Raw genomic sequence first — 23,234 nt, 5'->3', positions numbered from 1 at the left:
GTTAATAAATTTAAACCATGATTTTCACTACGGAAGAAACAGCATTGCCTGAAAGCTCCTGAATCTATTCCAACTTAAAAGTCATGTACCTTGACTCTACATTTTTTACAAACCGTTGACACAAAATGCTCTCATCTTTATATCCATATCACAATGAAACGAAGCGAGGGTAAACAGACCCCGGAAGAACTGCTGGCCAGCAGGCTCAAACCCGGAGAGAGGATTTTATGGAAAGGCCGGCCTGTGGAACGGAGCTGGACTGGTTGGGATACGGGAAAACTTCTATTCGGAAGCGCGCTGTTCAGCCTGTGCACAGCCTTCTTCCTGATGCTGCCGACGTTCCTGAGCCTGTGTTTTGATGCCAGGATGAAATACTATCGCTTCCCTTCCGTATTAGGCATCCTCCTTGCCGCCCTTATCATCACTCCCCTGCTGGTTTCTTCCCTGTATTTGCTGACATCCCCGTGGCGAAAACGAACAACCAGGCGCAATACCCGCTACGTTTTCACAGACCAGCGCCTGCTAACCATCGTTCGGGAAACTCCTTTATTTTTCCCCTCCTCACAAGAGTTCCGCTTCCACTCTTATCCTATTCCTAGGCGAAGGCGCATCCGGACATATTCATGCAAGGATGGTACCGGGAATGTTATTCTGGAGTACCGGAAAGGAGGTTGTTTTGTGATGGAAGACATGGAACATCCCCGGGAAGCGGCGGATGTTCTGAAAAAGCTGGTGAACCAGCATAACGCCTCTGCTTCAGCAGCATTGGCTACATCAGCCGACAGAGATCAGTCTGTCCTGCCCCGAAGATGTCACGACGGCATTGATGCCTCTGAAGAAATTTGGAGCAGAAAACTCAAGCCCGGAGAACAGGTGCTGTGGAAAAGCCATCCCATGGAACGGTGCTGGACTTTCGTGGGCACAAGGCAATTCCTGTACGGAATCTTCCTGTTTATCTTGCCACTGGCGCTTACTCTGGGGGGCTGGCAACGTGTAACCAGTTTTCCGGCGGACGGCAGGTTCACTCCCGTTTTTTACTTTTTTATTCCGGGATGGATTTGTATCGTCCTTGGAGCCATCTATTATCCCCTGAATGCATTTGCGGCTCCATGGAAGGAACGGAAACGCCGCCGCAATACCCTTTACGTGCTGACGGAACACCGCCTGATGACGATCATCGACCACAGCATCCGGACCTATTCCGTTCACAAAATCAAGGGGATCCGGCACCGTCTGCGCAAAAACGGCTCCGGAGACATCATGCTGAAATACGGAAAGAAAAGAGGCTTCCAATTCAAGGACATCATGAATGCCCGTGAAGCAGTCGATATCCTGAAAGGTCTCCGGACGACTCAACCCACTCCGGAACGGGAAAGGTGAATTATTTCCGTTCCGGAGAAAAAGTCATTCTCCGCTTAAGCGCATGCGGGCGAACTCCCGCCTGGTGGTGCGCCTTACCCGCCAGAGCAGGAGCACAGCCGCCACGGACAAGCCGATGATGAACCCTATCCAGATGCCGCGCGCGCCCATGGCCGGAACAATCCAGTTGGTACGGGCCAGGATATAGCACACCGGGAACCCGACGATCCAGTAGGAAAAGAAGGTGATGACGGTGATGGAAGCGGTGTCCCGGAAGCCTCTCAGCACCCCGACGGAGAGCACCTGCAGGCAGTCCGGAAGCTGGTAGGCCGCCGCCAGAATCAGCAGGACGGAAGCCGTGCTGACAATCATCTCCGAATCATTGTACAAGTGCACAATCTGCTCCCGGAACAGGGTGATGCCGCCAAAGGTGCACAGGCAGATCGTGAGCACCAGCACATAGGAGGACAGAACGGCGGATTTGGTGCCCGCCAGATCCTTCCTGCCGTGGTGGTACGCCACGCGGATGGAGGCCGCCAGCCCTACTGAGAGCGGAAGCATGAAGACCAGGCCGCCCACATTCCCGGCAATCTGGTGGCTGGCCACCTGCGTTTCTCCCAGCGGGGCCAGCACCAGCGCGGCCGCGCAGAAGAGCATCACCTCACACAACTGGGAAACGCCTATCGGCACGCCGAGCCGCATGAGGTGAGTGATGACGGAAGGCGTGGGGCGCCGCCAGGAAACGATGTGCCTGCGGTACGGCCTGTGCTTGGGATTCAGATAGACCAGCAGGAACATCAGCAGGAATTCAATGTAGAAGATGACTGCCGTGGCCGCGCCGCACCCCGCTCCGCCCATGCGCGGAAAACCGTACAGGCCGAAGACGAAGATGTAGTTCAGCGGAATGTTGAGCAGCAGCCCGCACAGCCCCACGTACATGGCTGGCCGGGTCATGTTGGACCCCTCGTTCAGGCTCTTGAGGGCCACGAATCCCAGGTTGGCGGGCAGTCCCCACATGATGGCGAACATGTAGGCGGAAGCCATCTGGCACATGGCGACGTCATCGGAAATCCAGCCGAACACGTTTCTCAGCACATAAATGACCGGCATGGAAACCAGGCTGAGCATCAGCGCCAGCCACAGGCCGTGGTTGGTCATGTAACCTACGCGGCTTTCATGGCTTTTCCCCCGCATGTTGGCAATCACGGGGCCGATGATCATCAGTACGCCGCAGGCAAACAGCGCCACAGGCAGGTACACGGAAGACCCCAGCGCCACGGCGGCCATGTCCGTCACGCCGGCGCGCCCGGCCACAATGGCGTCCACCGCTCCCATGCCCACAATGGAGAGGTTGACCACCAGCACCGGGAGGGCCAGCGGTATCAGTTTTTTCATCTCCTTCAAATTCCACGTCTTATTCATTTCTTTCTTTCCTTCCATGCATTCCTCCTTCAGGGAGCCGGAACATGCCGGCAAACAAGCCGGACCGGAGCGGCAGGCTCCAACCCGGCTTCAAGGTTAAGGGTATCAACCGGACCGGGGCCTCCTGCCCCGTCCGGACATTCAGCGGTCAAGCACCACGCGGGCGCATTGTTCAGCTACCTGGCGGAACGCGGCGGAAACCGGGTTCTTTTCAGGGTCTTCCAGAGCCACGGGGCGTCCTTCGTCCCCGCCAGAGCGGGTGGCGATATCCAACGGAATCTTGCCGAGGAGGGGCACGCCCAGCTTGGCCGCTTCCCGCTCGCCGCCGCCTTCTCCGAAGATGTGGTAAATCTTGCCGTCGGAGGGGCACTGGAAATAGCTCATGTTTTCAATCACGCCCAGAATGGGGGTTTCCACCCGTTCAAAGAGGCCGATGGCCTTGCGGGCGTCAATCAACGCGACCTCCTGCGGGGTGGTGACCACCACTACGCCATCCAGTTCAGCCGTCTGGACAATCGTGAGCTGAATGTCTCCGGTGCCGGGCGGCAGGTCCAGAATCAGGAAATCCACGTCCCCCCAAGCCACGTTGCGCAGGAATTGCTGAACGTAGCGCGTCGCCAGGGGGCCGCGCACCGCAACGGGGTCCGATTCGTTGATCAGCAGCCCCATGGAAAGCAGCTTCACGCCATGGGCCGTGACCGGGAGAAATTCGTCATTCTCATTGGCTCCGGGCCGTTCCTTGGTGCCGAACATCAGGGACATGGAGGGACCGTAAATATCCAGGTCCACCAGGCCCACGGAATAGCCCAGCTTGCTCAGGGCCACCGCCAGATTGGCGGAAACGGTGGATTTGCCCACCCCGCCCTTGCCGGAGGCAACGGCGATCACGTGCTTGGCGCCGGGGACGGAGGATTTCCAGGTGGAGGGATCGTCATTGACTCCCTTTTTAGCTTCCGGAGCCTTGTGTTCAATATTGACGTCACAATGCTTTACGCCGGGCAGATGCTTCATCACACCATGGACGCCTTCAAAAATGTAACGGGGAATATCCGCATTCTTGCTCTCAATCACCAAATCAATCGTGACATTGTTTTCAGCGTCAATGTCGATCTTCTTCACTAGCCCGAAGGATACGATGTCGCGGCTGAAACCCGGGAATTTAACCGTTGTCAGCGCGGCCCTTATCAGCTCCGGAGTCAATTCCTGTTGTGTCGTCATATGTCTGAAATACTAGTGGTTGCCATAAACATTCCGCCCCCGTGCCTCCGGAGCGCAGCATGCGCCGGAATACAGAGATAGGGGGACGGCAAAACCGGGAAGCAAAAATACTCCCTTTTTTATTTTTGACAACGCCTAATTCAGACAAAGCCACTTTTTGCCTGCCGGATTCCCAGCCATCCGGATACCGCGAAAAAGCGGGACAACCACAGCCCCGCCAGCGTTAAAAAGAAGAAAAAAGACAGGGGGATTTATTCCCCCTGCTGCTTCAGCGTTTCCCGGATATCCTGGAGAGCGGCGATGAAATCATCCAGAATTTCCGCGGGAACCATGATCCGGTCCCGGTTGGAACTCACCTTTTCCGTAATACGCACCACTTTGCCGCGCGCATTCTGTTTGAGATCAAGAAAGAACGTCTTGCGTTCCGCAATGATTTTTTCTGTGCAAATAATATCGTCCTCCACGGCTGTAATCTTCCTCCGGTTGAATGAGGCTTTCAGAATAAAACTTCCCTCCCGTCCGGTCAATGTTTTATTTGCCCCCTGGCAGATGCGGCCCACCGGGCGGAAACGGGGAAAATACCGCCATTTCCTCCATCCGCACTTCCGCATTCATTTTCCGGAAAAACCGGCTGACCATAAAAACGGCTGGGCTTGCGCCTCCAACCCGATTGACTTAAAAGAACAAATGAGTTACAGGATAGAATCATGAACCAGCACAGGAAAGAAGGCAGCCGAGGTTCCAGCCTGTTTCTGAAGATCATCTCATTCGACCTGTTTTTCCAGGGCAGCGAATACGGCATGAGCAAATGCATTGCCAGTTATCTTCTTTTCGCGTACCTGTTCTTCGGGGGCGTGTTCCTGCTCATTCCCAGAACATTGCGTCTTGATGAAACTTTCCTGTTGATCATTTCCCTGTCGGTACTGGTGTTCATGGTATGTTTTTTCAATTGGTTCCTCGTGTACAAAAAATCACGGGTGTTGTTTTTCACCCTCTACATCCTTCCGCTCATGGGAATAGCCATCTCCATGAGCCTGACGGCGCTTCCTGCCGGTTTACGGCCCAAATTCATTCCCAATGCAGGACAGCCTCCGGAAAGGAAATTTTTCAGGCTTCCCGAACCCGAGCCCGAACAGGGAAGCCTCCTGCCGCCCATGGGAAGCAGGAAAGAAAAGAACGCGTTAAAGAAAAGTAAAATAGAAAAACCGCCGCCTCCCTTTTCCTCCCTGCCCGTACCTTGCCGCGAGGGCATCCGCACATTTACGCCCGAACAGGCCGCCGAAATCGTTTCCTCCATTAACCCCGAATGGACAGGGCCTGTAACCTCCTCCCAACCGGAAGTCTATACGGAAGCAGCCCAACCTCCCGCCCTGTGCAGGGAAACGAGAAGAGACCTGGAAGGCGGTGAACGGCCGCCCTACGCCCACCAGTGGGACATTGCCTGCGAGCGGGACGGAAACATGCACGCCCTGTCCCTGTTTGCCAAAAAGGACCGGCAGCAATGGTACATGGACATCCGGGGCAGGATGGTGCCGTGCACCCTGACGCGGGGTACTGTCGAACAGGGATGCTCCAGCATTACTGTTTTCTATGACGCCCTGAAAAACTGGTTCCACAAATGCGAAGACGGAAGGCCGCTGCTGTTCATCAGCTATCAGACCGGCGGCTGGTATGCGGATTTGTACTTCAGTATCAAGGAGGGCAAACTGCTGTACCACGGTTCCGAATATGTTTCCGAAACGGGGGCGGCATCCATGTAGCCCACCGCCGCGGCCGCATTCCACACGCCAACTGCCCCGTGCCCTCTTCTGAAGCTTGCGGGGTACGGCATCGGCGGGGACTTGCGTAGCTGCTTCAACATCAACTCGAATATCCGGTCTTTTCAACCCTGATCGGCCCTCATCACTACGCAAAAGCATCCCTCAGAAGCTGCCCTGACCACGAAAAGGCATTATAACGGCACTATCCTTCAGACAGGTAGAACCGGACAGCGTAAAATCGAAATCCAACTTGAATTGACACGGGAAGGCATTCTCACTTATGGTGGGGTGGAGATTGATATTGAAGCTGCGGGAACATATCTTTTTATACCAACTTAAGTAGAGAGAAATTGGGTTATCAAATGAAATGGGCTTATCTTATTACGGAATTATCCCTTTTAGTCTTGTTACCCCCTCTCCTACTTCGTAGGGGAATAAAAAACTCCTTCTTTTTTTGGAAGGAGTTTTTTTAGGGGTTTATATACTCAAGTTCGGAAATCTTTTTTGAAGAAAAATAATATCCTAATTTTGAATAAAAATTTTTCTTACTTTGTTAAGAAATTTTTTTTGTTTTCTTTCATGAAGAATATTTTGAACTATTTCCTTTTCAATTTTTTGTAACTTTTCAATTTCATCTTCATCGAAATAGTGCAGTATCAATTTCGATTGTTCTATGGATTTTAAATAATTTTGTTTTTTATTTCTTATAATACTTTTCAGAGTAATAGAGTTTTTGTCTTTTTTTGATATTTCAAACTCTATGTGTGAATAATATGTTTTACTCATATTTTTATTTTATTAGATTTCTTTTTAATATAATATCATAAATTCCATCTGCAATTCCTTCAACCATTGGGATATCATATCTAGTTTCATCAAATTTGTCTTTCATATTGCAATCAATACAAATAAAGCCATTCATTTTATAATTTTTTGTTTTATCTCTTTTAGCAGGAATAATAGGAAAAACGAGCTCGCTACTATATGGCAAAATTCCATTAGGGTAACATTCTTTACTTGAGTTGTCATAATCTTTAGAACTATTTATATCATTATTTACATATGCTAAGTTTTTAGAATTTTGTTTCAATATTTTATTAACAATAATTCTATACGGAGTATTTCCAATAATAGAATGTTTAGTTTTCGCATATTTTTCGGTATCACGATTATGATGAAAACTATCTCGACATAAATTTCTTAGTTCAAGAGTTTCCAGAGAAGCATTTTCTACAGTAGTAGGAACTTTGATTGATACACAACAATCAGCTTTAGTCTTTCTATCAAAAATATTTTTTAGTGTATCACAAAAAGTAATCATTATGGACATAAATTCATGGTCACTAAAATTTTCCTGTTTTCTTAAAAAATTAATCTCAGCATAAGCGTTTTTTAAATCAACAATAGCTTCTCCCCAAATAGAATTTACATATGTATTGTGCACAAATATAGACATTTCCTTAATAAGGAAATATAAGAATCTAATAATAAAACAGACAAGTAAAATGCCTATTCCTAATAGAATGGAATAAATTATGTGCATTTCGAAAAAATTTTTCCCAAAATAAAGAAGGGTACAAATAGCTCCTATACTTCCTGAAAGAAATTTCCAAATACTACCTGTAATAGTCTGATTAAGTATTTTCTTTAACATGTGTGAGAATTTTTTTAATATTGAATCCAATGATTAACTCATCATGTCAAAATTGTTCTTATTTCCCTTGAAGTATTCCTTAGCATTATCTTCTTTAGGCAACTTTCTTACTTATTATCCTTTTTTAAATTTCCTTCCACCGCCCTCAAAATCCATTCCTCCACGGATAATCCTTCCTTGACGGCCCTCTTGACTACCTCGTTCAGGGTAGAATTTTTCATTCGAACGGCAATTTGAGATTCCAATTCCGTAGGATAATCGGCACTCATTAAATGACGCAATGAGCCTTGCACGTTTTTAGGGATTCTTTGACGGGCAAACCAGTTATGAACCACGGTGGTTTGGACTCCAAGAGCCTTGGCTATTTCGGCACGGCTAATGGAATGTTCGCTGAGCCATTGGCCTAATTTTTTAGTGTCCACATAGTCCGGTTCAGGCTTGGAATTGCTCGTAAACATGCGGCTTGATTATCTGATAGAACCCAGTTCATAGAAAGAAAGAGCTTGTGTTGTTCGCATTTGTTATGATAATAACTCGCATATGATGATTATTGCGATTCACAATTAGACGCAAAATTAGAGCGTTTCGTTGATGACCGTGTGTTCATTATGACTTCAATCCATAAACGACCATGAAGAGAAACTTGTTTATAACGTGTGCATTAGGCCTGTTGTCCTGTGCTTTTTCGGCCCAAGCGTCTGACCCTTGGAATTATTATAGAGTAGGCAGTTCTTACAGTTCTCCGTCCTATACGCAGAAATACGATTCTACCTTTGGAATGACTATCAAAGGGGCCTATGGGATTGCAGGAGATAGCGACATGCCTAATCTTGGCGGCGGTTTGCTCAGCCTAAATTCATATACTGAAACAGGAGATATCGTTCACGAATTGTCTTTGACGGCGGGATTGATGTCTTCCGATGCTAAACATTTCAATGCCTTCGATATTGGACGTGAATGGGGATATTCCGATGCTCAAATTCAACATTTTCTAAATGAGAAAAACATTACGAATGTTGACTTGAAAATCAAATACCAAACATCTATCCCCCTACTGGCAGGATATACATTGAATCTTCCTTTGGTTCAAGAGAAAGCATATTTCTTCTTAGGTGGCAAAATTGGCGTAACTTTCAATTCTTTGAAAGCTACAGCAACGATTGATAGAAAAATTTGGCAATCTGATTCTACTTATCGAATAGAGAGAGGTAGAGCTAGTGCAACTGAGTTCAATGCAGATTTTACATTCTCTGCTACGTTAGGATTCCGCTTTGCCATTGGCAATACAACAGATTTGATTTTAGGGTACGAACTTCTCAAATTCCATGATACTGACCCTTACCATGTCATCCAAGCTGGTATTAGCTGGACCTTCTAGACCTCTTCGGCGGTGAATTAACTGGCCTCCTTCCTTTCGGGGAAGGGGGCGATTCTTTGATTTGCATTGACTGGCCGTCACCTTGTTCGCAGGGTGGCGGCTTTTCATTTCCAGCACAACTCCATCAAAACCTCAAATGCCTTATTCTCGTTCCTATAGCATTGCCTGAAACAGAATTCATCCACATATTTCTGTAGGTGTTTAAGAGAGACATGGTGAAATATTCCATGAATCCCTCTTTTCAATAAGGCCCAAAAGCTTTCTATGCCATTAGTATGAACCCCATTTCCCGCGCTGAACATAACATTATGGTCAATCATGATGCGGGTAAGGTTCTTATTGTTAGGATAGTTCAGAATATTGTAGCCCTTGAACTGGTCAGTCATGACTTTGGTATTAGGTTTGCAAACCTTACTAAGGACATTGAATAATTGTTTGCCCGTCAATCGTTTTCCCTCTCCATTCCTATTGGCAACGACGGCATGAACTTTTCCTGTTCCCCTTTCTCTGACTCCAATAACAGGAACTTTAGCCGTCCCTCTTCCTCTAGGATTTTTCGGCAAGTCGTCATCATCCCCATGCTCATTCTTCTTCCGGGGTTTTCCACCAACATAGGTTTCATCAATCTCAACAATCGCCTCAAAGGTTTCTCCTACCTCCCTTTTTGCCATTGCCCCTCTAATCTTGTGCATCATCCTCCAAGCGGTTTTATAGGAAACACCTAACTCCCTTTTCAATTGCATGGCTGAAATCCCTTTTTTAGACAAACAAACCATATTGATAGCATACAGCCAATGCCTTAAAGGCATTCTTGTTTCTTCAAAAATGGTTCCCTTGAAAATAGAGAATTCCATCTTACAGTTGTTGCAATAGGCGTTGCGGCAATTATAGTGAGCGTGATAAACCTTCTCTGTTTTCCCGCAAAACGGGCAAACTATTTTCCCATCAAACCGTTTTTCAATCAGGTATTTTGCCACGCTCTCATCATCAGGGAATTTTTCAATGAATTCACGGTACGTCATGTTCTACTCCTTTCTTTTTCTAGGAGTAGTGTAATAGATTATGGGGGAGTTACAAGACTAAAGTATATAGTTCCGTTTCCATTTATTGCGTTCTTTTAGGGTTGACGCTTCTTCAGCAAGTCCATGCCGGGGTGAATTTGTTCTCCATGCCGTCTTTAAATAACAAGACGGTATGGGTGGAGATCAATCGGGAGGCGGTCAACCATATCTGCAGCTACCGGCAGCTAGTGGAATGATGTGAAACGGAACGAAACTTGGCCTCCCGCTTTGGGAATTGAGCTTTGTACGCAGTTGCGGCGAGGAATTTGTAGAGGCCTACAACCGCAATACAATGCCTCCCCATCTATTATGGATAATGTTAAACCAGCCTCTTTGCCGTGATTATTTATGGACGGTCATGAGAAATCAACTGCCGGTCGTACAGCGGGAATGGAAGTCTTTATCTGCATTCCCGGAATGGCCCGGTTCCCGCGGATGGCTTCCGGTGCTGATCATTCCATTCAACCAGGAACTTATCTTCCGCCATGGCCGTCAACAACAACCCGCAAGCCTGGGAAGCCGCCCTTATTTATGCGTGGTTGTCCAGGGAATCGCATTGTTGGGCGAATACACCAGAAGGGATCAATATGGAACAAACAAACGGTACGGAATTTTTTCAACCGTTAACTGGACATTGATGTATGATGTAGAACATCATCGTTATGCAACTGAATTCCCAAGTACTGTCCAGGTATTTCATTTTAAACCTGAAAGCCGTCCCCTGACCATGAAGCAGGAGCCCGGTATACTTGATTACAACTGTCCTGTAGTCCTTCCATTTGACCTGCCGGAAGATATGCCAATACCGGAGGAAGTAAAATTCAAATGAATTTTATCCGGAGCGCGCCTTCTCTCCCCGCCGGAAGCCGCCGTGCGCTTCAGAGAGAATATAAGACCGTCAGGCGGTCAGCTTCCGGGGGGCTGTCCATCAGCATTCCGCGCGCCATCTGGCCTGCTCCGTCTTGTATAGCTTGTACGTGACGGCATCCGCCAGGGCTTCCAGGCTGGCCTCAATGATGTTGTAGGAAACGCCCACCGTAGTCCAGGTAGCGACGCCGTCCGAGGATTCAATGAGAACACGGACATTGGAGCCGGTTCCGTTTTCCTCAGCGGCATCCGGAATGTTCGTCCGGGTGGGGGAAAGCACGCGCACCTTGTAATCGATGAGGTGCATCTGCTCCAGTTCCGGGTACCAGCGCGTCAGGGCGCGTCGCAAGGCGCGGTCCAGCGCATGCACGGGCCCGAAGCCGCCCGCGGCGGTATGTTCCACGTTGCCGTGCACGTCTATTTTAAGGGAGGCTTCCACCATCATGTCCGGGTCCATTTCATGGCGGGAGGTAAGAACGACGGTGCGCAGGATGTTGAAGTAGGGTTTCAGCGCCTTGTCCGGCATATGGCGCAGGAAGAGCAGTTCGGCACTGGCCGGGGCGGCTACGTAGTCGTACCCCAGGGCGGCGTTTTTCTTCACGGCGGCGGAAAGGACATCCAGCACCGGGTCCCCCTTTTCCAGCTCAAAGCCCAGGGTACGGGACAGGGAAAGAATGTTGCTTTTCCCCCCCTGCTCCGTCATCAGCACGCGCTGCGCGTTCCCTACCAGGGAAGGGTCCATGTGCTCGTAAAGGGCGGAGTCTTTCATGATGGCGCTTACGTGCACGCCGCCCTTGTGGGCGAAGGCGGAGTTCCCGACAAAGGGCTGCCGCCGGAAGGGAGCCAGGTTGGACACTTCCGAAACAAAGGCCGCCGTGGATTTGAGGCGCGTCAGGGAAATCTCGCTCAGGCAGGAAAAACCGCCCATTTTCAGTTGAAGATTGGGTATCACGGAACACAGGTTGGCGTTCCCGCAGCGTTCCCCGATGCCGTTGACCGTGCCCTGCACCTGCACGGCGCCGTTCATGACGGCTGCCAGGCTGTTGGCCACGGCCAGCTCGCAGTCGTTGTGGGCGTGGATGCCCAGGACGGCGCCGGGCAGGCGTTCCTTCACCGTCCTGATGATGGAGCCTGTTTCCTCCGGCATCGTGCCGCCGTTGGTATCGCACAAGATGAGGCAGTCCGCACCGTGTTCATGGGCGGCCTGAAGAACGCTGAGGGCGTATTCGGCGTCCCGCTTGAATCCGTCGAAAAAGTGTTCCGCGTCAAAGAAAACTTCCGTCAAATGCTTTTTGAGGAAGGCCACGGAGTCCCCGATAATTTCCAGATTTCGCTCCCTGGAAATGCCCAGCGCCACTTCCACGTGGCGGGGGCACGATTTGCCGAAGATGGTGGCCACCTGCGCTCCGCAGGATATCAGGGCGTTCAAGGTGGGGTCCGTCTCCGGCGTTCGCGCCGGATGGTGCGTGCTGCCGAACGCGGCCAGTTTGGCGTTCTTGAGCTCCACCTCCCGCATGGCCTTGAAGAATTCCGTTTCCACGGGGTTGGCGCCGGGCCAGCCTCCCTCAATGTAGTCCATACCCAGATAATCCAGCTGGCGGGCGATCCGGACCTTGTCCGTTGCGCTCAGATTCACGTCTTCGCTTTGCGCTCCGTCGCGCAGCGTGGTGTCGTAGAGATGGATTTTGGCAGGCATCGCATTTCTTCATACATGCAAAGGGGCCAGCATTCAAGGGCAGTCCCGGCCTCCCGCCGTTTGCAGACACAAAAAGCGCGGAGCTTGAATGAAGGGAAGGCATTCATTAAAGTGGAACGCATGCTCCGCATCCGCCTGTTCCGTGCTTTTCTTCCACTGATCCTTTCCGGCCTGGTTCCCTGCATTGCCGCGTCTTCGGCCCACCCCTTTCTGGATACTTCACGCCCCATCCGCTGGAGTGCCCTGGCAGCGGACCGCCTGCAGCCGGACGTGAAGGAAGCCATACGGCGCGCCCATGAAGCAGTGGACCGGATCTGCCGCACAGCTCCGGAAGAAATAACGTATGAAAATACATTCGGCGCACTGGAAGAGGTCAATGTTTCCCTGACGGAGCCGATGGCCAAGGCATATGCCCTGAAAAGCCTGTGCGACAGCGATTCCATCCGGAAGGCCATGGATGAGGCCACCCCGCTCGCAGTCGCGTTCCATTCTTCCCTCACCAAAAACCAGTCCCTGTGGAATACCCTGAAAACCGCCCATGTCCGGCTGGGCGATGTGGTTGCGGACCCTGAAAGAAAACGTTACATGGAACTGTGCATGCAGAGCTTCCGGGATAACGGGGCGGACCTGCCGCCCGGAAAGCGCGCCAGGCTGGAAGTCATTGACAGGGAGCTGGCCCTGTGTGCCCAGCGTTTCAACAATCTGTACATGGACGCCCGGAAGAACTGGAGCTGGACGGTACACGACGCCGACGCCCTGGACGGCCTGAGCCGGACAACGCTGCGGCAGGCGGCGCAGGAATTCCGCTCCCGCCATCCCGGAGAAACCGGCCCCGGCTGGACGTTCACCCTGAATTCCGCCGCTGCCGGACGGGTGATGGAGAAGGTGCGGAGTGAAAAAATCCGCAAGGATTTGTGGGAACATCTTCAAACCCTGGCTACGGACAGCTACGACACGGAACCGGTCGTCAGGCAAATGCTTTCCCTGCGCAGCGAGAAAGCGCAGTTGTGCGGCTACAGGACGTATTCCGATTATGCGCTGCAACAGAGCATGGCCGGAAACGGAAAAGAGGCCATGCGGTTCGTCAACGGACTTCTGGACAGGGTGAAGGAGCCGTTTTTCAGGGAAATGGAGTCTCTGCGCCAGGTCAAGGCACGGCTTACGGAGAATAAAGAGGTCAGCCTGCACCCCTGGGACACGGTTTATTACGCCAACCTCCAGGCGGAAGAGCGCTTCCGCCTGGACCGGGAAGAACTGCGGCATTATTTCCCCCTTCCCCGCGTCATGGCCGGACTCTTTGGCGTGGCGGAACAATTGTACGGCATCCGCGTAACGGAACTCCCTGTCCGGAAACCATTGACCGGCATTTCCGGACCGGAAAAAGGCGGAGAGGCGGAGGTCTGGAATCCGGACGTCCGCTTTTTTGCCATTGACGACGGCAAGGAAGAACGGCTGGGGTATTTTTACCTGGATATTTTCGCCCGCAGCAACAAGCGGGCCGGAGCGTGGATGTCACCGCTGGATGCAGGCGCCCCGCCTGCGGGCGGCAAGCCCGGCAAACCGCGCCTGGGAATGATCTGCCTGAATGTACAAAAACCCGCGGATGGGGAGCCAGTTCTTCTTTCTCACAGGGAGGTCAGGATTCTTTTTCATGAATTCGGCCATTTGCTGCATCTGATGTTTTCGCGAGTTTCCATCCCTTCCCTGGCCGGCACCAGCGTTCCGCGGGATTTCGTGGAAGTCCCCTCCCAGTTCATGGAAAACTGGTGTTCCCATCCTGATATTTTGAGAAGTTTTGCCCGGCATGAAAAAACGGGACAGCCCATCCCGGAAGACATGCTGCGGTCCCTGGAGGAATCCCGCGGCAACACGCCCGCTGTTACGCTGGTTTCACAACTTCTGTATGCGAAAACGGACCTGGCCGTTCACATGGATCCGGAACGGTTTGCGGCGTGTTCCCTGGATGATGTGGATTCCATCGTGGCGGGAGACCTGGAATATTTCAAGGATTGCAGGCAGGCCGGAAGGCTGAGGACGGCGCGCCATTTGTTCGCCTCTTCTTCCGGCTATGCCTCTTTTTACTTCTCCTACCGCTGGGCGGAGGTTCTGGACAAGGACATTTTCGAGGCTTTCGAACATTCTGGGCTGCTGAACAGAGAAACCGCCGGAAAATTCCGGAAAGCCATCCTGGAAAAGGGATTCACGGTCCCACCTATGCAGCAGTTCACCGATTTCATGGGGAGAAAGCCGAACATGGACGCCATGCTCCGCAAAAGACGGCTGACCTCCTGAATGCCAGCGGAAAATCGCCATTCGCGGTTCTCCCTGTCATCATCACGACAAGGAATAACATATTATACATTTGTTCAATTATTTTATCCATTCACTATGATAATATTACGCATATTTCACATGAAAGAGGACATATCTTTGCGTTGACTTTTGGTGAAAAAAAAGCAAAATTCACGCGACTTGCCGCACTTTTCGGCAATCCAGTTTGTAAACAACCGCGTTCATTTATGTACAACAAGCCTTTGACGATTGCCGCCACCACCATTCTCCTGTGCTCTCCGGTGATAATTTTAAGTTCCTGTGAAAAAAAGGATGCCGGAGCCGGCCAACCGCAGGCTCTCGTTCCTGACGTGCAGGTAACCAAGCTGGTGACCGAAGACGTGCCGATCAAGGCGATATGGATAGGCAACCTGCGCGGCACGGAAGACGCGGAAATCCGCTCCCAGGTGACGGGCTACCTGCTTTCCAAGGACTACAAGGACGGCGCCTATGTCAAGAAGGGCCAGACGCTTTTCCAGATTGACCCGCGCCCCTTCCAGGCAACGCTGGAACAGGCCCAGGGACGCCTGGAACAATACGAAGCCACACTGAAGAAATACCAGCTGGACGTAGAACGCTATACCCCGCTGGTCAAGTCCGGGTCCGTCAGCCGCAAGCAGCTGGACGACGCCCTGCAACAGGTTCAGGAAACGCAAGCCGCCATCGCTACGGCCAAGGCGCAGGTGGACCAGGCGAAGATCAATCTCAAGTTCACGACAATCACCGCCCCCATTTCCGGCCTGGCCGGCCTGGCGACTCCCTCCATCGGCAACCTGCTCACTCCCTCCAGCCCCACGCCTCTGACCACGATTTCCGCCATTGATCCCATCCGCGTGGACTTCAACCCCAGCGATAAGGATTTTCTGGACCTCAGCTCCCTGGATGAAAGTTCAAACGGCAAAAAGGGATTCAAGTTCAACGTCATCCTTCCCAACGGCACCCTTTACCCCCAGCAAGGCTACTCCGTGGCGGCCGACCGCAACGTGGACACCCAGACGGCCACTATCAATGTCGTCGGCCACATTCCCAACCCGAATCTGATCCTGCGCCCCGGCATGTTCGTCCGCATCCAGGCCACTGTGAAAATCCTGAAAAACGCCACGCTGGTTCCGCCACGCTCCATCCTGTCCAACCAGAGCGCCAAATTCATCGTCTATCTGGACGACAAGAACATTCCCCACATGCAGGTGGTGCAAACCGGACCCGTCGTTGACGGCATGCAGGTGATCGACATTATTCCGATGCCCAATTCCACGTTCACGAAGGACAGCCCCATTGTGGTGGAAGGCATTCAGCAGGCCGCCAGATTGCAGGGACAAGCCCCTGTCAACCCGACTCCCTACAAGCATGTCGTCTCCCAGCCCGTCATGCCCTCCGTAGGCGCCCAGTCCTTTGAAAAGGCCAAAACTCCGGAAGGCATGCACCACGACAACGCCCAGCCGGCCTCCAAATAACATTCTTTCCCGAGAAGCCGCATTCCCCGCCGCTCTTCCGCGCAATTCCATGATCTAACACCATGTCCAGCTTTTTCATCAAACACCCGACCATCGCCATCGTCATTTCGATCGTGATGATCCTGCTCGGCGGCCTGGCACTGCTGGGGCTCCCCATTGAGCAGTACCCGAACATCGTCCCGCCCACCATCAAGATGCAGGCGACCTATCCGGGCGCCAATGCGGAAACGGTGGCCAACTCCGTAGCCTCCCCGCTGGAACAGTCCATTTCCGGCGTGGTGGGCATGGATTACATGACTTCCACGAACGCCAACAACGGCATCTGCTCCCTGAGCATCGTCTTTGAAGTAGGAACAGACCCGAACATGGACCAGACGCTGGCCTACATGCGCTACGGCCAGGCCACCGCCCAGCTTCCGTCGGAAGTGGCCCAGATGGGCATCACCATCACCCAGTCCACGGGCAGCCCGCTGGCCGTGCTCAACCTGTACTCCCCGGACAACAGCCTGAACGCCATTTTCCTGAGTAATTACGCCTACGTGAGCCTGGTGGATCCCGTCAAACGCGTCCCTGGCGTGGGCGACGTGCAGGTGTTCGGCGCGGGCCGCTATGCCATGCGCATCTGGCTGGACACCACCAAGATGGCTGCCCAAAACATCTCCGTGGGAGAAGTTCAGGCCGCCATTCGTGAACAGAATACCGTGATTCCCGCCGGCCAGATCGGCGCGGAACCGGCGCCTCCCGGAACGGAATTCACGTACAGCATCCAGACCAAGGGACGCCTGAAGACCGCTGAGGAATTCGGCGACATCATCATCCGTGCCAACGGAAACAAGCTGCTCTACCTAAAGGATATCGCCAAGGTGGAACTGGGCTCCCAGACCTACAACGTATCCAGCAAGTACAACGGGAAGGACTCCGGCGCCATCGCCGTGTATGCGGCCCCCGGCTCCAACGCCATCAATACGGTGGACGCCCTGAAAAAGCTTTTTGAAGAACGTTCCCGCAGCTTCCCGCCCGGCATGGAATACAACATGACGCTGGACACCACGCTGGCCGTGCGCGCCTCCATTGTGGAAATCGAACACACGCTGGTGGAAGCCCTCCTCCTCGTGGTGCTGGTGGTATTCGTCTTCCTGCAGGGCTGGCGCGCCACCCTGATTCCCGCCATCGCCGTACCGGTCTCCATCATCGCCACCTTCGCGCTGTTCCCGTTGCTGGGCTTCACGCTGAACACCATCTGCCTGATGGGCATGGTGCTGGCCATCGGCCTGGTGGTGGACGACGCCATCGTGGTGGTGGAAGCCGTGGAATCCCACATGGAGCGCGGCCTGACGCCGCGCCAGGCGGCTTTCGCCGCCATGGAGGAAGTGTCCGGCCCGGTCATCGCCATTGCCCTCGTACTGGCGGCGGTGTTCCTGCCGTCCCTGCTCCTTCCCGGCATCACGGGTACGCTGTTCCAGCAGTTCGCCGTGACCATTGCCATTTCCATGCTGATTTCCGCGTTCAACGCGCTGACGCTCTCGCCGGCCCTGTCCGCCATCCTGCTCAAGCCCAAGGACCCGAACAAGGGCGGCCCCCTGAAATTCTTCTACCGCGTCTTCAACCGGGGCTATGACGCCACCGCCAGCGGCTACACGAAGATATGCCACTTCCTGACCAGGAAGCTCATCATTTCCATTCCTCTGCTGGCCCTGATCGCGTACGCCATCATCCCCGTAGCCAAGCACATTCCGAACGGCTTCCTGCCGGACGAAGACCAGGGCTACCTGTTCTCCGCCCTGATCATGCCGGAAGCGCGCTCCCTCCAGCTCACGACCGCCGCCGCGGACAAGGTCAGCGAACTGATCCGGCAGAATCCGAACGTCAAGGATGTGATCGCCATTTCCGGGTTCAGCCTTCTTACCGGAGTGCAGAGCACGAACAACGCCTTCTTCTTTGTGATGCTGAAGCCCTGGGAGGAACGCCCCAATCCGGACCAAAGCGCCAAGGCGATTACCGCCGAGCTGAACAGACTATTGAGCACCAAGGTTTCCGAAGGCGTCACCATGTGCTTCCAGCCTCCGGCCATTGCGGGGGTGGGTTCCGCTAACGGCGTCACCTTCATGCTGGAAGACCGCGACGGCAAGGGAACGGAATACCTGGCCGAACAGACGGACATCTTCGTGAAGGAGGCCAGCAAGCTTCCGATTTTTGATCCTCTCCATAACGGCAGCGTGCGCAGCGTCATGTCCTTTGCCGTGGATCAAAAGGACGTGCGGCTGGACGAGGAAAAATGCGCCACGCTGGGCGTCAGCATCAGCGAGGCCAACAACCTGCTCCAGGCGTACATGGGCTCCCTGTTCATCAACTACATCACGCTGTACGGCCAGCAATGGCAGGTGTACATCCAGGCCCAGGGCGACGACCGGAACGGAACGGACATGCTCAAGAACTTCTACGTGAAGAACGACACGGGCAGTTCCGTACCCCTCTCCACGCTCGTCAAGATCACGGACACCAAGGGGCCGGAATTCCTGCTGCGCCAGAATCTGTACAACTCATCCAAACTCATGGTCACTCCGGCCATGGGCTTCTCCAACTCCCAGGCCATGGAGGCCCTGCAAAAAACGTTCGAGGCCTGCATGCCCACAGACATGGGCTACAGTTACGCGGACATGAGCTATCAGGAACAGAAAATCCAGAACGGCATCAACATCGTGCAGATTTTCATGCTCTCCTCCATCTTCGTGTTCCTGATCCTGGCGGCCCTGTATGAACGTTGGGCCCTTCCGCTCAGTATTTTCATGACGGTGCCGATTGCGGCCCTGGGCGCCTTTCTCGGCCTGTACTGGTTCGGCTATGAACTGAACCTGTACGCACAGATCGGCCTGGTGATGCTCATCGGGCTGGCGGCCAAGAACGCCATTCTGATCGTGGAATTCGCGGTCATTGAGATGGAGCGCGGCAAGACGCTGATGGAAGCCACGCTTTCCGCGGCCAGAATCCGCCTGCGTCCCATCCTGATGACCTCCTTCGCCTTCATCCTGGGCTGCGTACCGCTGGCCATCGCCTCCGGTTCCGGAGCCTACTCCCGCAACATCATCGGGATCGTGGTGATCGCCGGGATGACGATGGCGACAGTCGTGGGCATCTTCCTCATTCCGAGTTCCTTCTACTTCATCATGAAGCTCTTCCGCGTGCGCATCGCCCGGAAGACTGTGGAAACGGACGATCCGGATGAAATCATCGCCCGCAAGCACCTCTTTCATGAAGCCCATGAATCACTGAAAGGCTGACAACGCCCCTGACCACATTTAAAACACACATACGCATATGCGACCGAATCAATATATCACACGCCTCATTCTGCTCGGGACTGTCGTGACGGCTTCCTCATGCATGATGGGCCCCGACTTCAAGCCCGTGGACATGCCCATGCCCGCTGCATTCAGGGGCGCCGGAGCATCCACGGAATCCATCGCAGACCTCCCCTGGTGGAAAGTATTCAAGAACAAGGACCTTCAAGACCTCCTGACGGACACCTACAACAATAACCGCGACCTGAAAGCGGCCATGGCGCGCGTGGAAAAGGCACGCCAGTACATTACCGTGACGGAAGCCCCTCTCTTCCCGTGGGCGGACTATGCCGGCAGCCTCAGCAAGGGGGCCAACTACACCAGCGGCAACATCGTGCAGACCACAGGCACCACGCTGACGCCCGGCATGATTGACGGCGGCATCTCCTGGGAACTGGATATCTGGGGCAAGACCCGCCGTCTGACGGAAGCGGCGCGTGCGGATTACCTGGCTTCCGAAGAAGGCCAGCGCGCCCTGATGCTCTCCCTGCTCCGCCAGGTGGCTGACTCCTATCTCCAGCTCCTCCAACTGGACGAACAGCTTGCCATTGTGCAGAAATCCGTGGAATCCTATTCCGAATGCCTCCGCCTGTTTGACGAACAGCTGGAAGGCGAGGTAGGCGACAAGCTCCAAGTATCTTCCGCCAAGGCTGCCTTGGCCTCCTCCCAGGCACAGATTCCCGCTATTGAAGCGCAAATAGCCAATCTGGAAAACGCTGTCTCCGCCCTGGCGGGACGCGCTCCCGGCCATATCCGCCGTTCCGGAAGCCTCCGCGATATTTCCTACAATATCAAGGTTCCCGCCGGCATCCCGGCCTATATCCTTTCCAGAAGGCCCGACGTGCGCCAGAGCGAATACCAGTTGCGCGCCGCCAATGCCGACGTAGGCGCGGCCATTGCCGACTACTTCCCGACCATCTCCCTGACGGCAGCCGGAGGCATCGCCTCAAGTGACTTGCGCCATGTGCAGGGACGCCGTAGCGGCTGGGGCATTGGGGCCAACCTGACGGGACCTCTCTTCCAGGCGGGCAGGCTCACAGCCTCTGAAAAGGCGGCCAAGGCGGAATTCCTGGCGGCCAAGAACGACTACGAACAAACCGTGCTCAACGCCCTGTCTGAAGTCTCCAGCACACTGATCCAGCGCACCAAGCTCCGCGACATTACGACCATCCAGTCTGAAGCCGTGGAAGCCTACCAGACGGCCGTAAAGCTTTCCTTTGAACGCTACCGCACTGGCCTTTCCAACTACATTGAAGTGCTGTACGCCCAGCAGAACCTGTATCCGGCGCAGATCCAGCTCTCCCAGTACTATTATCAGCACGCCAGCACACTGGTATCCCTGTACACGGCACTGGGCGGCGGCTGGAACATGAGCCACAAGGCTATCATGGACGGCCCTTCCAGGCGATAAAAAAGCCTGTCCCTTAAAATGGGAGATTCTTTGACTGTTCTTTCATCCCCCGGCAAGTACAACTTGCCGGGGATTTTTCTTTCCGGTAATGTGGAGAAACGAATTTTCCCTTTCTTTCCGGTCCTGCCGGTCAGAACGGCCCCTTTCCCCTCCTTTCCGCTAAAGGCGCTTTATAATTCCGGGACAAGAACTCAATGAATTATCCCCTGCCATTTCCGCCGCATGATGCCGGGCGGTATGGATTCTTTCTTTATCTCCTTCTTTTTTCCCCCTCCCGGCACGGTTTCCGGGTATAAGGGCTCCATTCCAAAATTGATTTAAGGTTAATTCATGGACATTTAACATACTGATAAATTCTCCATCTTGTTTTTCAGGAATTAATTATCCATGGTTTTTATATTCCATAATTATGCACAACCCAATACAGTTCCTGATCTTACAGCGAATTTTCAATGCCGCGGCGAATTCTTAATCCGCCTGTAACATCCGCTTCAGTAAACAGTGATAAAGACTAGAGAATCATAGGGGAATGAATTTAAAAAAAGACCAGATATGTAAAACTTCCATGGGAATCAATGTTTTATGATAAATAATTCATTCACCGTTAATATTTTTAATTGTTGGCGGATTAAGAATCCGATAAAAAACGGATGTTCTCCTGCCCGGGAGCATTTTTCCAATCTGCTAGAGCAATCAATATGAAGACCAAATACCTGTCCCTCCTGGCCGCCATTCTGGGAAGCAGCCTGTGCTGCGGCGCTTCCATCAATGATCTGAATCCGGCTTATTCAAAGGATTATACCATCTACGACGGAAGCAACGGAGATACTCTGAATGTCTCTTCTCCCACCACCGTTCCGGTGAGCGGAACCACTTCATGGACCATGGCATTCACCATTTCCGGTCTGGAAGCCACCTCCGGAACGGATGTGGGCCTACTGTTCACCTATAACACCACCTCCAACTACAAGAACCTGGAAGGAATGGGCTTTCAGTTGACGGATTCCGGAGACCTTACCCTGTGCGTGGGAGGCTTTAACTACAACGGAGGCACCGCTGCCGCTTCCCCCTGGAAAACGAATACCCTGTCCGGCTATTCCGCAGAACAGCCCCTTACCCTGTTTTACACTTACAGTAATGGAAATGTCACCATTTCCGCCATGCTGGGCAATGACACGTCTTCACTGACCACTCTTGCATCTTTGAACGGCACCGGCGTCAGGTTCGGCAGCGTCACCATGACCCAGCTCAACTTCTCCGCCAAGGACGGTTCCGGCAATACCTGGAGCGTCCCGAACGGGATCACCGGGGAATATACCCTGAACAACTTTGACCTGTATATGGGAGCCCTGACAGAAGACCAGATGAAGGAATACGCTCTGAGTGCCGTTCCGGAACCGGCCTCAGCCTCGCTCGGACTGCTGGGATTGGGGCTCCTGCTCGGCCGTCGCCGCCGCGGCTGAAACCAGGTAAGGAGCCGCTTTTCCGGCAACGCAACCCCGGAATAGCCTGTCCGGAACAATGCGGTAGAAGCATTGCCCCGCAAAACAGTAAAATCAGGAACGCCTTTTCCTGAACAACTCCAGGGCAAGCCGGGACCAGGTTTCCAGCTTATTAAACATATCTCCGGACAATTCTTCCGGAGTTACAAAGCGCAGATTGTCCAGGGCGGATTCATTGGCGCGCACCCGGTCCGTATCCAGTTCGAACAAATGGACGATGCCCAGGTGCACGGCGCCCACTTCATTGGAATCGTCGTTGATCACGCCGAGTACGCGCTGGGTGCAGCCGCCGTCAATGACGAGCTCCTCGCGGATTTCACGCTCCACACCGGCCAGATAGGTGGAAACGTTGTCATGGCCGGACTGGCGGTCCACCGGATTGATATGGCCGCCTATGCCGATGGAACCCTTGTCATGAAGACGGGCTTCTCCCCCCGAACCGCCGCGGGTGTAGTGCAGGATGCGGCCCTGGTGGCAGAAGATGGCATAGGCGATGATCTGCTTGTGGGACGGATCGTTCTCCGCAGCTTCCCGGTCCATGAAGGAGGCTATTCCAGGCTTCATGAACGCGTCCAGATAATGTTCCCCGCCCTCGCGGTGTCCCTGGAAATAACCGGCTTCCTCAAAGACGGCGCGGGGAACCACCAGTACCTGTTCTCCATTGTAACGTGACATGGGCCTACCCTACCCGTTTTGCACCTCCGCTCAATCAAAAAGCCCGGAAAATGCGATTTTTCAGATGCTGCACTTTACCCTTTTCCGCAACTCCGGCATCCGGCCAGC

Annotated in this window: 18 protein-coding genes; 9 read left to right on the top strand and 9 right to left on the bottom strand. The window is 53.2% G+C overall.

Annotated features, from left to right (window positions below; genetic code table 11):
* Nucleotides 1-153 precede the first annotated feature (153 nt).
* Nucleotides 154-1,380, top strand: coding sequence for a hypothetical protein (locus tag V3C20_RS10405; RefSeq protein ID WP_130083741.1), 1,227 nt, complete (start codon nucleotides 154-156; stop codon nucleotides 1,378-1,380).
* A 24-nt stretch (nucleotides 1,381-1,404) separates the two neighbouring features.
* Here the strand turns inward: V3C20_RS10405 and V3C20_RS10400 are convergent, their stop codons facing one another.
* From V3C20_RS10400 to V3C20_RS10390, 3 genes are all read right to left on the bottom strand, one after another.
* Nucleotides 1,405-2,781 (bottom strand): MATE family efflux transporter, encoded by a 1,377-nt coding sequence (locus V3C20_RS10400; RefSeq protein ID WP_161981279.1) that lies wholly within the window; start codon nucleotides 2,779-2,781, stop codon nucleotides 1,405-1,407.
* A gap of 141 nt (nucleotides 2,782-2,922) precedes the next feature.
* Nucleotides 2,923-3,999, bottom strand: a complete 1,077-nt coding sequence (locus V3C20_RS10395; RefSeq protein ID WP_130083743.1) for a P-loop NTPase — start codon at nucleotides 3,997-3,999, stop codon at nucleotides 2,923-2,925.
* Nucleotides 4,000-4,250: 251 nt separating this feature from the next.
* Nucleotides 4,251-4,463, bottom strand: a complete 213-nt coding sequence (locus V3C20_RS10390; protein ID WP_012421062.1) for a DNA/RNA-binding protein — start codon at nucleotides 4,461-4,463, stop codon at nucleotides 4,251-4,253.
* A 243-nt stretch (nucleotides 4,464-4,706) separates the two neighbouring features.
* On the opposite strand from V3C20_RS10390, the gene V3C20_RS10385 reads away from it, so the two are divergent.
* Nucleotides 4,707-5,759, top strand: a complete 1,053-nt coding sequence (locus V3C20_RS10385) for a hypothetical protein (RefSeq protein WP_130083745.1) — start codon at nucleotides 4,707-4,709, stop codon at nucleotides 5,757-5,759.
* A gap of 522 nt (nucleotides 5,760-6,281) precedes the next feature.
* Here V3C20_RS10385 and V3C20_RS10380 read toward each other — a convergent pair.
* From V3C20_RS10380 to V3C20_RS10370, 3 genes are all read right to left on the bottom strand, one after another.
* Nucleotides 6,282-6,545: a hypothetical protein gene (locus tag V3C20_RS10380; protein WP_130083746.1), complete on the bottom strand. Its 264-nt coding sequence runs from the start codon at nucleotides 6,543-6,545 to the stop codon at nucleotides 6,282-6,284.
* Between the two features lie 4 nt (nucleotides 6,546-6,549).
* The gene (locus V3C20_RS10375) at nucleotides 6,550-7,413 is read right to left on the bottom strand and encodes a hypothetical protein (RefSeq protein ID WP_130083747.1); all 864 of its coding nucleotides are present in this window, start codon (nucleotides 7,411-7,413) and stop codon (nucleotides 6,550-6,552) included.
* 107 nt (nucleotides 7,414-7,520) lie between these two features.
* Nucleotides 7,521-7,871: a hypothetical protein gene (locus V3C20_RS10370; protein WP_130083748.1), complete on the bottom strand. Its 351-nt coding sequence runs from the start codon at nucleotides 7,869-7,871 to the stop codon at nucleotides 7,521-7,523.
* A gap of 173 nt (nucleotides 7,872-8,044) precedes the next feature.
* On the opposite strand from V3C20_RS10370, the gene V3C20_RS10365 reads away from it, so the two are divergent.
* Nucleotides 8,045-8,791 (top strand): outer membrane beta-barrel protein, encoded by a 747-nt coding sequence (locus V3C20_RS10365; protein WP_330935374.1) that lies wholly within the window; start codon nucleotides 8,045-8,047, stop codon nucleotides 8,789-8,791.
* Between the two features lie 104 nt (nucleotides 8,792-8,895).
* Here the strand turns inward: V3C20_RS10365 and V3C20_RS10360 are convergent, their stop codons facing one another.
* Nucleotides 8,896-9,813 (bottom strand): IS1595 family transposase, encoded by a 918-nt coding sequence (locus V3C20_RS10360; protein ID WP_130083750.1) that lies wholly within the window; start codon nucleotides 9,811-9,813, stop codon nucleotides 8,896-8,898.
* Between the two features lie 331 nt (nucleotides 9,814-10,144).
* Between V3C20_RS10360 and V3C20_RS10355 the strand changes: the two genes are divergently transcribed.
* On the top strand, nucleotides 10,145-10,681 hold the full coding sequence (locus tag V3C20_RS10355) for a hypothetical protein (protein ID WP_330935373.1): 537 nt from the start codon (nucleotides 10,145-10,147) through the stop codon (nucleotides 10,679-10,681).
* A gap of 99 nt (nucleotides 10,682-10,780) precedes the next feature.
* Here V3C20_RS10355 and cimA read toward each other — a convergent pair whose 3' ends face one another.
* Nucleotides 10,781-12,415 (bottom strand): citramalate synthase, encoded by a 1,635-nt coding sequence (gene cimA, locus V3C20_RS10350; protein WP_130083752.1) that lies wholly within the window; start codon nucleotides 12,413-12,415, stop codon nucleotides 10,781-10,783.
* A gap of 120 nt (nucleotides 12,416-12,535) precedes the next feature.
* Here cimA and V3C20_RS10345 point away from each other — a divergent pair, with 120 nt between their 5' ends.
* The 5 genes from V3C20_RS10345 (at nucleotide 12,536) to V3C20_RS10325 (ending at nucleotide 22,412) form a co-directional block, all read left to right on the top strand.
* Nucleotides 12,536-14,707, top strand: a complete 2,172-nt coding sequence (locus tag V3C20_RS10345) for a M3 family metallopeptidase (RefSeq protein WP_161981280.1) — start codon at nucleotides 12,536-12,538, stop codon at nucleotides 14,705-14,707.
* Between the two features lie 227 nt (nucleotides 14,708-14,934).
* Nucleotides 14,935-16,200: an efflux RND transporter periplasmic adaptor subunit gene (locus tag V3C20_RS10340; RefSeq protein WP_130083754.1), complete on the top strand. Its 1,266-nt coding sequence runs from the start codon at nucleotides 14,935-14,937 to the stop codon at nucleotides 16,198-16,200.
* A gap of 62 nt (nucleotides 16,201-16,262) precedes the next feature.
* Nucleotides 16,263-19,478 carry an efflux RND transporter permease subunit gene (locus V3C20_RS10335; protein WP_130083755.1) on the top strand — a complete coding sequence of 1,072 codons (3,216 nt, stop codon included), beginning with the start codon at nucleotides 16,263-16,265 and terminating at the stop codon, nucleotides 19,476-19,478.
* Nucleotides 19,479-19,515: 37 nt separating this feature from the next.
* Nucleotides 19,516-20,949 (top strand): efflux transporter outer membrane subunit, encoded by a 1,434-nt coding sequence (locus V3C20_RS10330; RefSeq protein ID WP_130083756.1) that lies wholly within the window; start codon nucleotides 19,516-19,518, stop codon nucleotides 20,947-20,949.
* Nucleotides 20,950-21,647: 698 nt separating this feature from the next.
* Entirely contained in the window at nucleotides 21,648-22,412 is a 765-nt protein-coding gene (locus tag V3C20_RS10325; RefSeq protein ID WP_161981281.1) for a PEP-CTERM sorting domain-containing protein, read from the top strand.
* Between the two features lie 93 nt (nucleotides 22,413-22,505).
* On the opposite strand, the gene V3C20_RS10320 is transcribed toward V3C20_RS10325, so the two are convergent.
* Nucleotides 22,506-23,126: a hypothetical protein gene (locus tag V3C20_RS10320; RefSeq protein WP_130083758.1), complete on the bottom strand. Its 621-nt coding sequence runs from the start codon at nucleotides 23,124-23,126 to the stop codon at nucleotides 22,506-22,508.
* Nucleotides 23,127-23,234 lie beyond the last annotated feature (108 nt).

It is taken from the genome of Akkermansia sp. RCC_12PD (assembly GCF_036417355.1).
Lineage (GTDB): Bacteria > Verrucomicrobiota > Verrucomicrobiia > Verrucomicrobiales > Akkermansiaceae > Akkermansia.
Note: the sequence above shows the minus strand (reverse complement) of the source record. Positions and strands in the feature narration are given on the sequence as shown.

Coding starts and splice junctions, on each gene's coding strand:
- V3C20_RS10395 (WP_130083743.1), bottom strand. CDS start 3,999: ATGACGACACAACAGGAATTGACTCCGGAGCTGATAAGGGCCGCGCTG.
- V3C20_RS10355 (WP_330935373.1), top strand. CDS start 10,145: ATGCCTCCCCATCTATTATGGATAATGTTAAACCAGCCTCTTTGCCGT.
- V3C20_RS10365 (WP_330935374.1), top strand. CDS start 8,045: ATGAAGAGAAACTTGTTTATAACGTGTGCATTAGGCCTGTTGTCCTGT.
- V3C20_RS10330 (WP_130083756.1), top strand. CDS start 19,516: ATGCGACCGAATCAATATATCACACGCCTCATTCTGCTCGGGACTGTC.
- V3C20_RS10375 (WP_130083747.1), bottom strand. CDS start 7,413: ATGTTAAAGAAAATACTTAATCAGACTATTACAGGTAGTATTTGGAAA.
- V3C20_RS10345 (WP_161981280.1), top strand. CDS start 12,536: ATGCTCCGCATCCGCCTGTTCCGTGCTTTTCTTCCACTGATCCTTTCC.
- V3C20_RS10320 (WP_130083758.1), bottom strand. CDS start 23,126: ATGTCACGTTACAATGGAGAACAGGTACTGGTGGTTCCCCGCGCCGTC.
- V3C20_RS10340 (WP_130083754.1), top strand. CDS start 14,935: ATGTACAACAAGCCTTTGACGATTGCCGCCACCACCATTCTCCTGTGC.
- V3C20_RS10325 (WP_161981281.1), top strand. CDS start 21,648: ATGAAGACCAAATACCTGTCCCTCCTGGCCGCCATTCTGGGAAGCAGC.
- V3C20_RS10400 (WP_161981279.1), bottom strand. CDS start 2,781: ATGAATAAGACGTGGAATTTGAAGGAGATGAAAAAACTGATACCGCTG.
- V3C20_RS10370 (WP_130083748.1), bottom strand. CDS start 7,871: ATGTTTACGAGCAATTCCAAGCCTGAACCGGACTATGTGGACACTAAA.
- V3C20_RS10385 (WP_130083745.1), top strand. CDS start 4,707: ATGAACCAGCACAGGAAAGAAGGCAGCCGAGGTTCCAGCCTGTTTCTG.
- V3C20_RS10335 (WP_130083755.1), top strand. CDS start 16,263: ATGTCCAGCTTTTTCATCAAACACCCGACCATCGCCATCGTCATTTCG.
- V3C20_RS10405 (WP_130083741.1), top strand. CDS start 154: ATGAAACGAAGCGAGGGTAAACAGACCCCGGAAGAACTGCTGGCCAGC.
- V3C20_RS10380 (WP_130083746.1), bottom strand. CDS start 6,545: ATGAGTAAAACATATTATTCACACATAGAGTTTGAAATATCAAAAAAA.
- V3C20_RS10360 (WP_130083750.1), bottom strand. CDS start 9,813: ATGACGTACCGTGAATTCATTGAAAAATTCCCTGATGATGAGAGCGTG.
- cimA (WP_130083752.1), bottom strand. CDS start 12,415: ATGCCTGCCAAAATCCATCTCTACGACACCACGCTGCGCGACGGAGCG.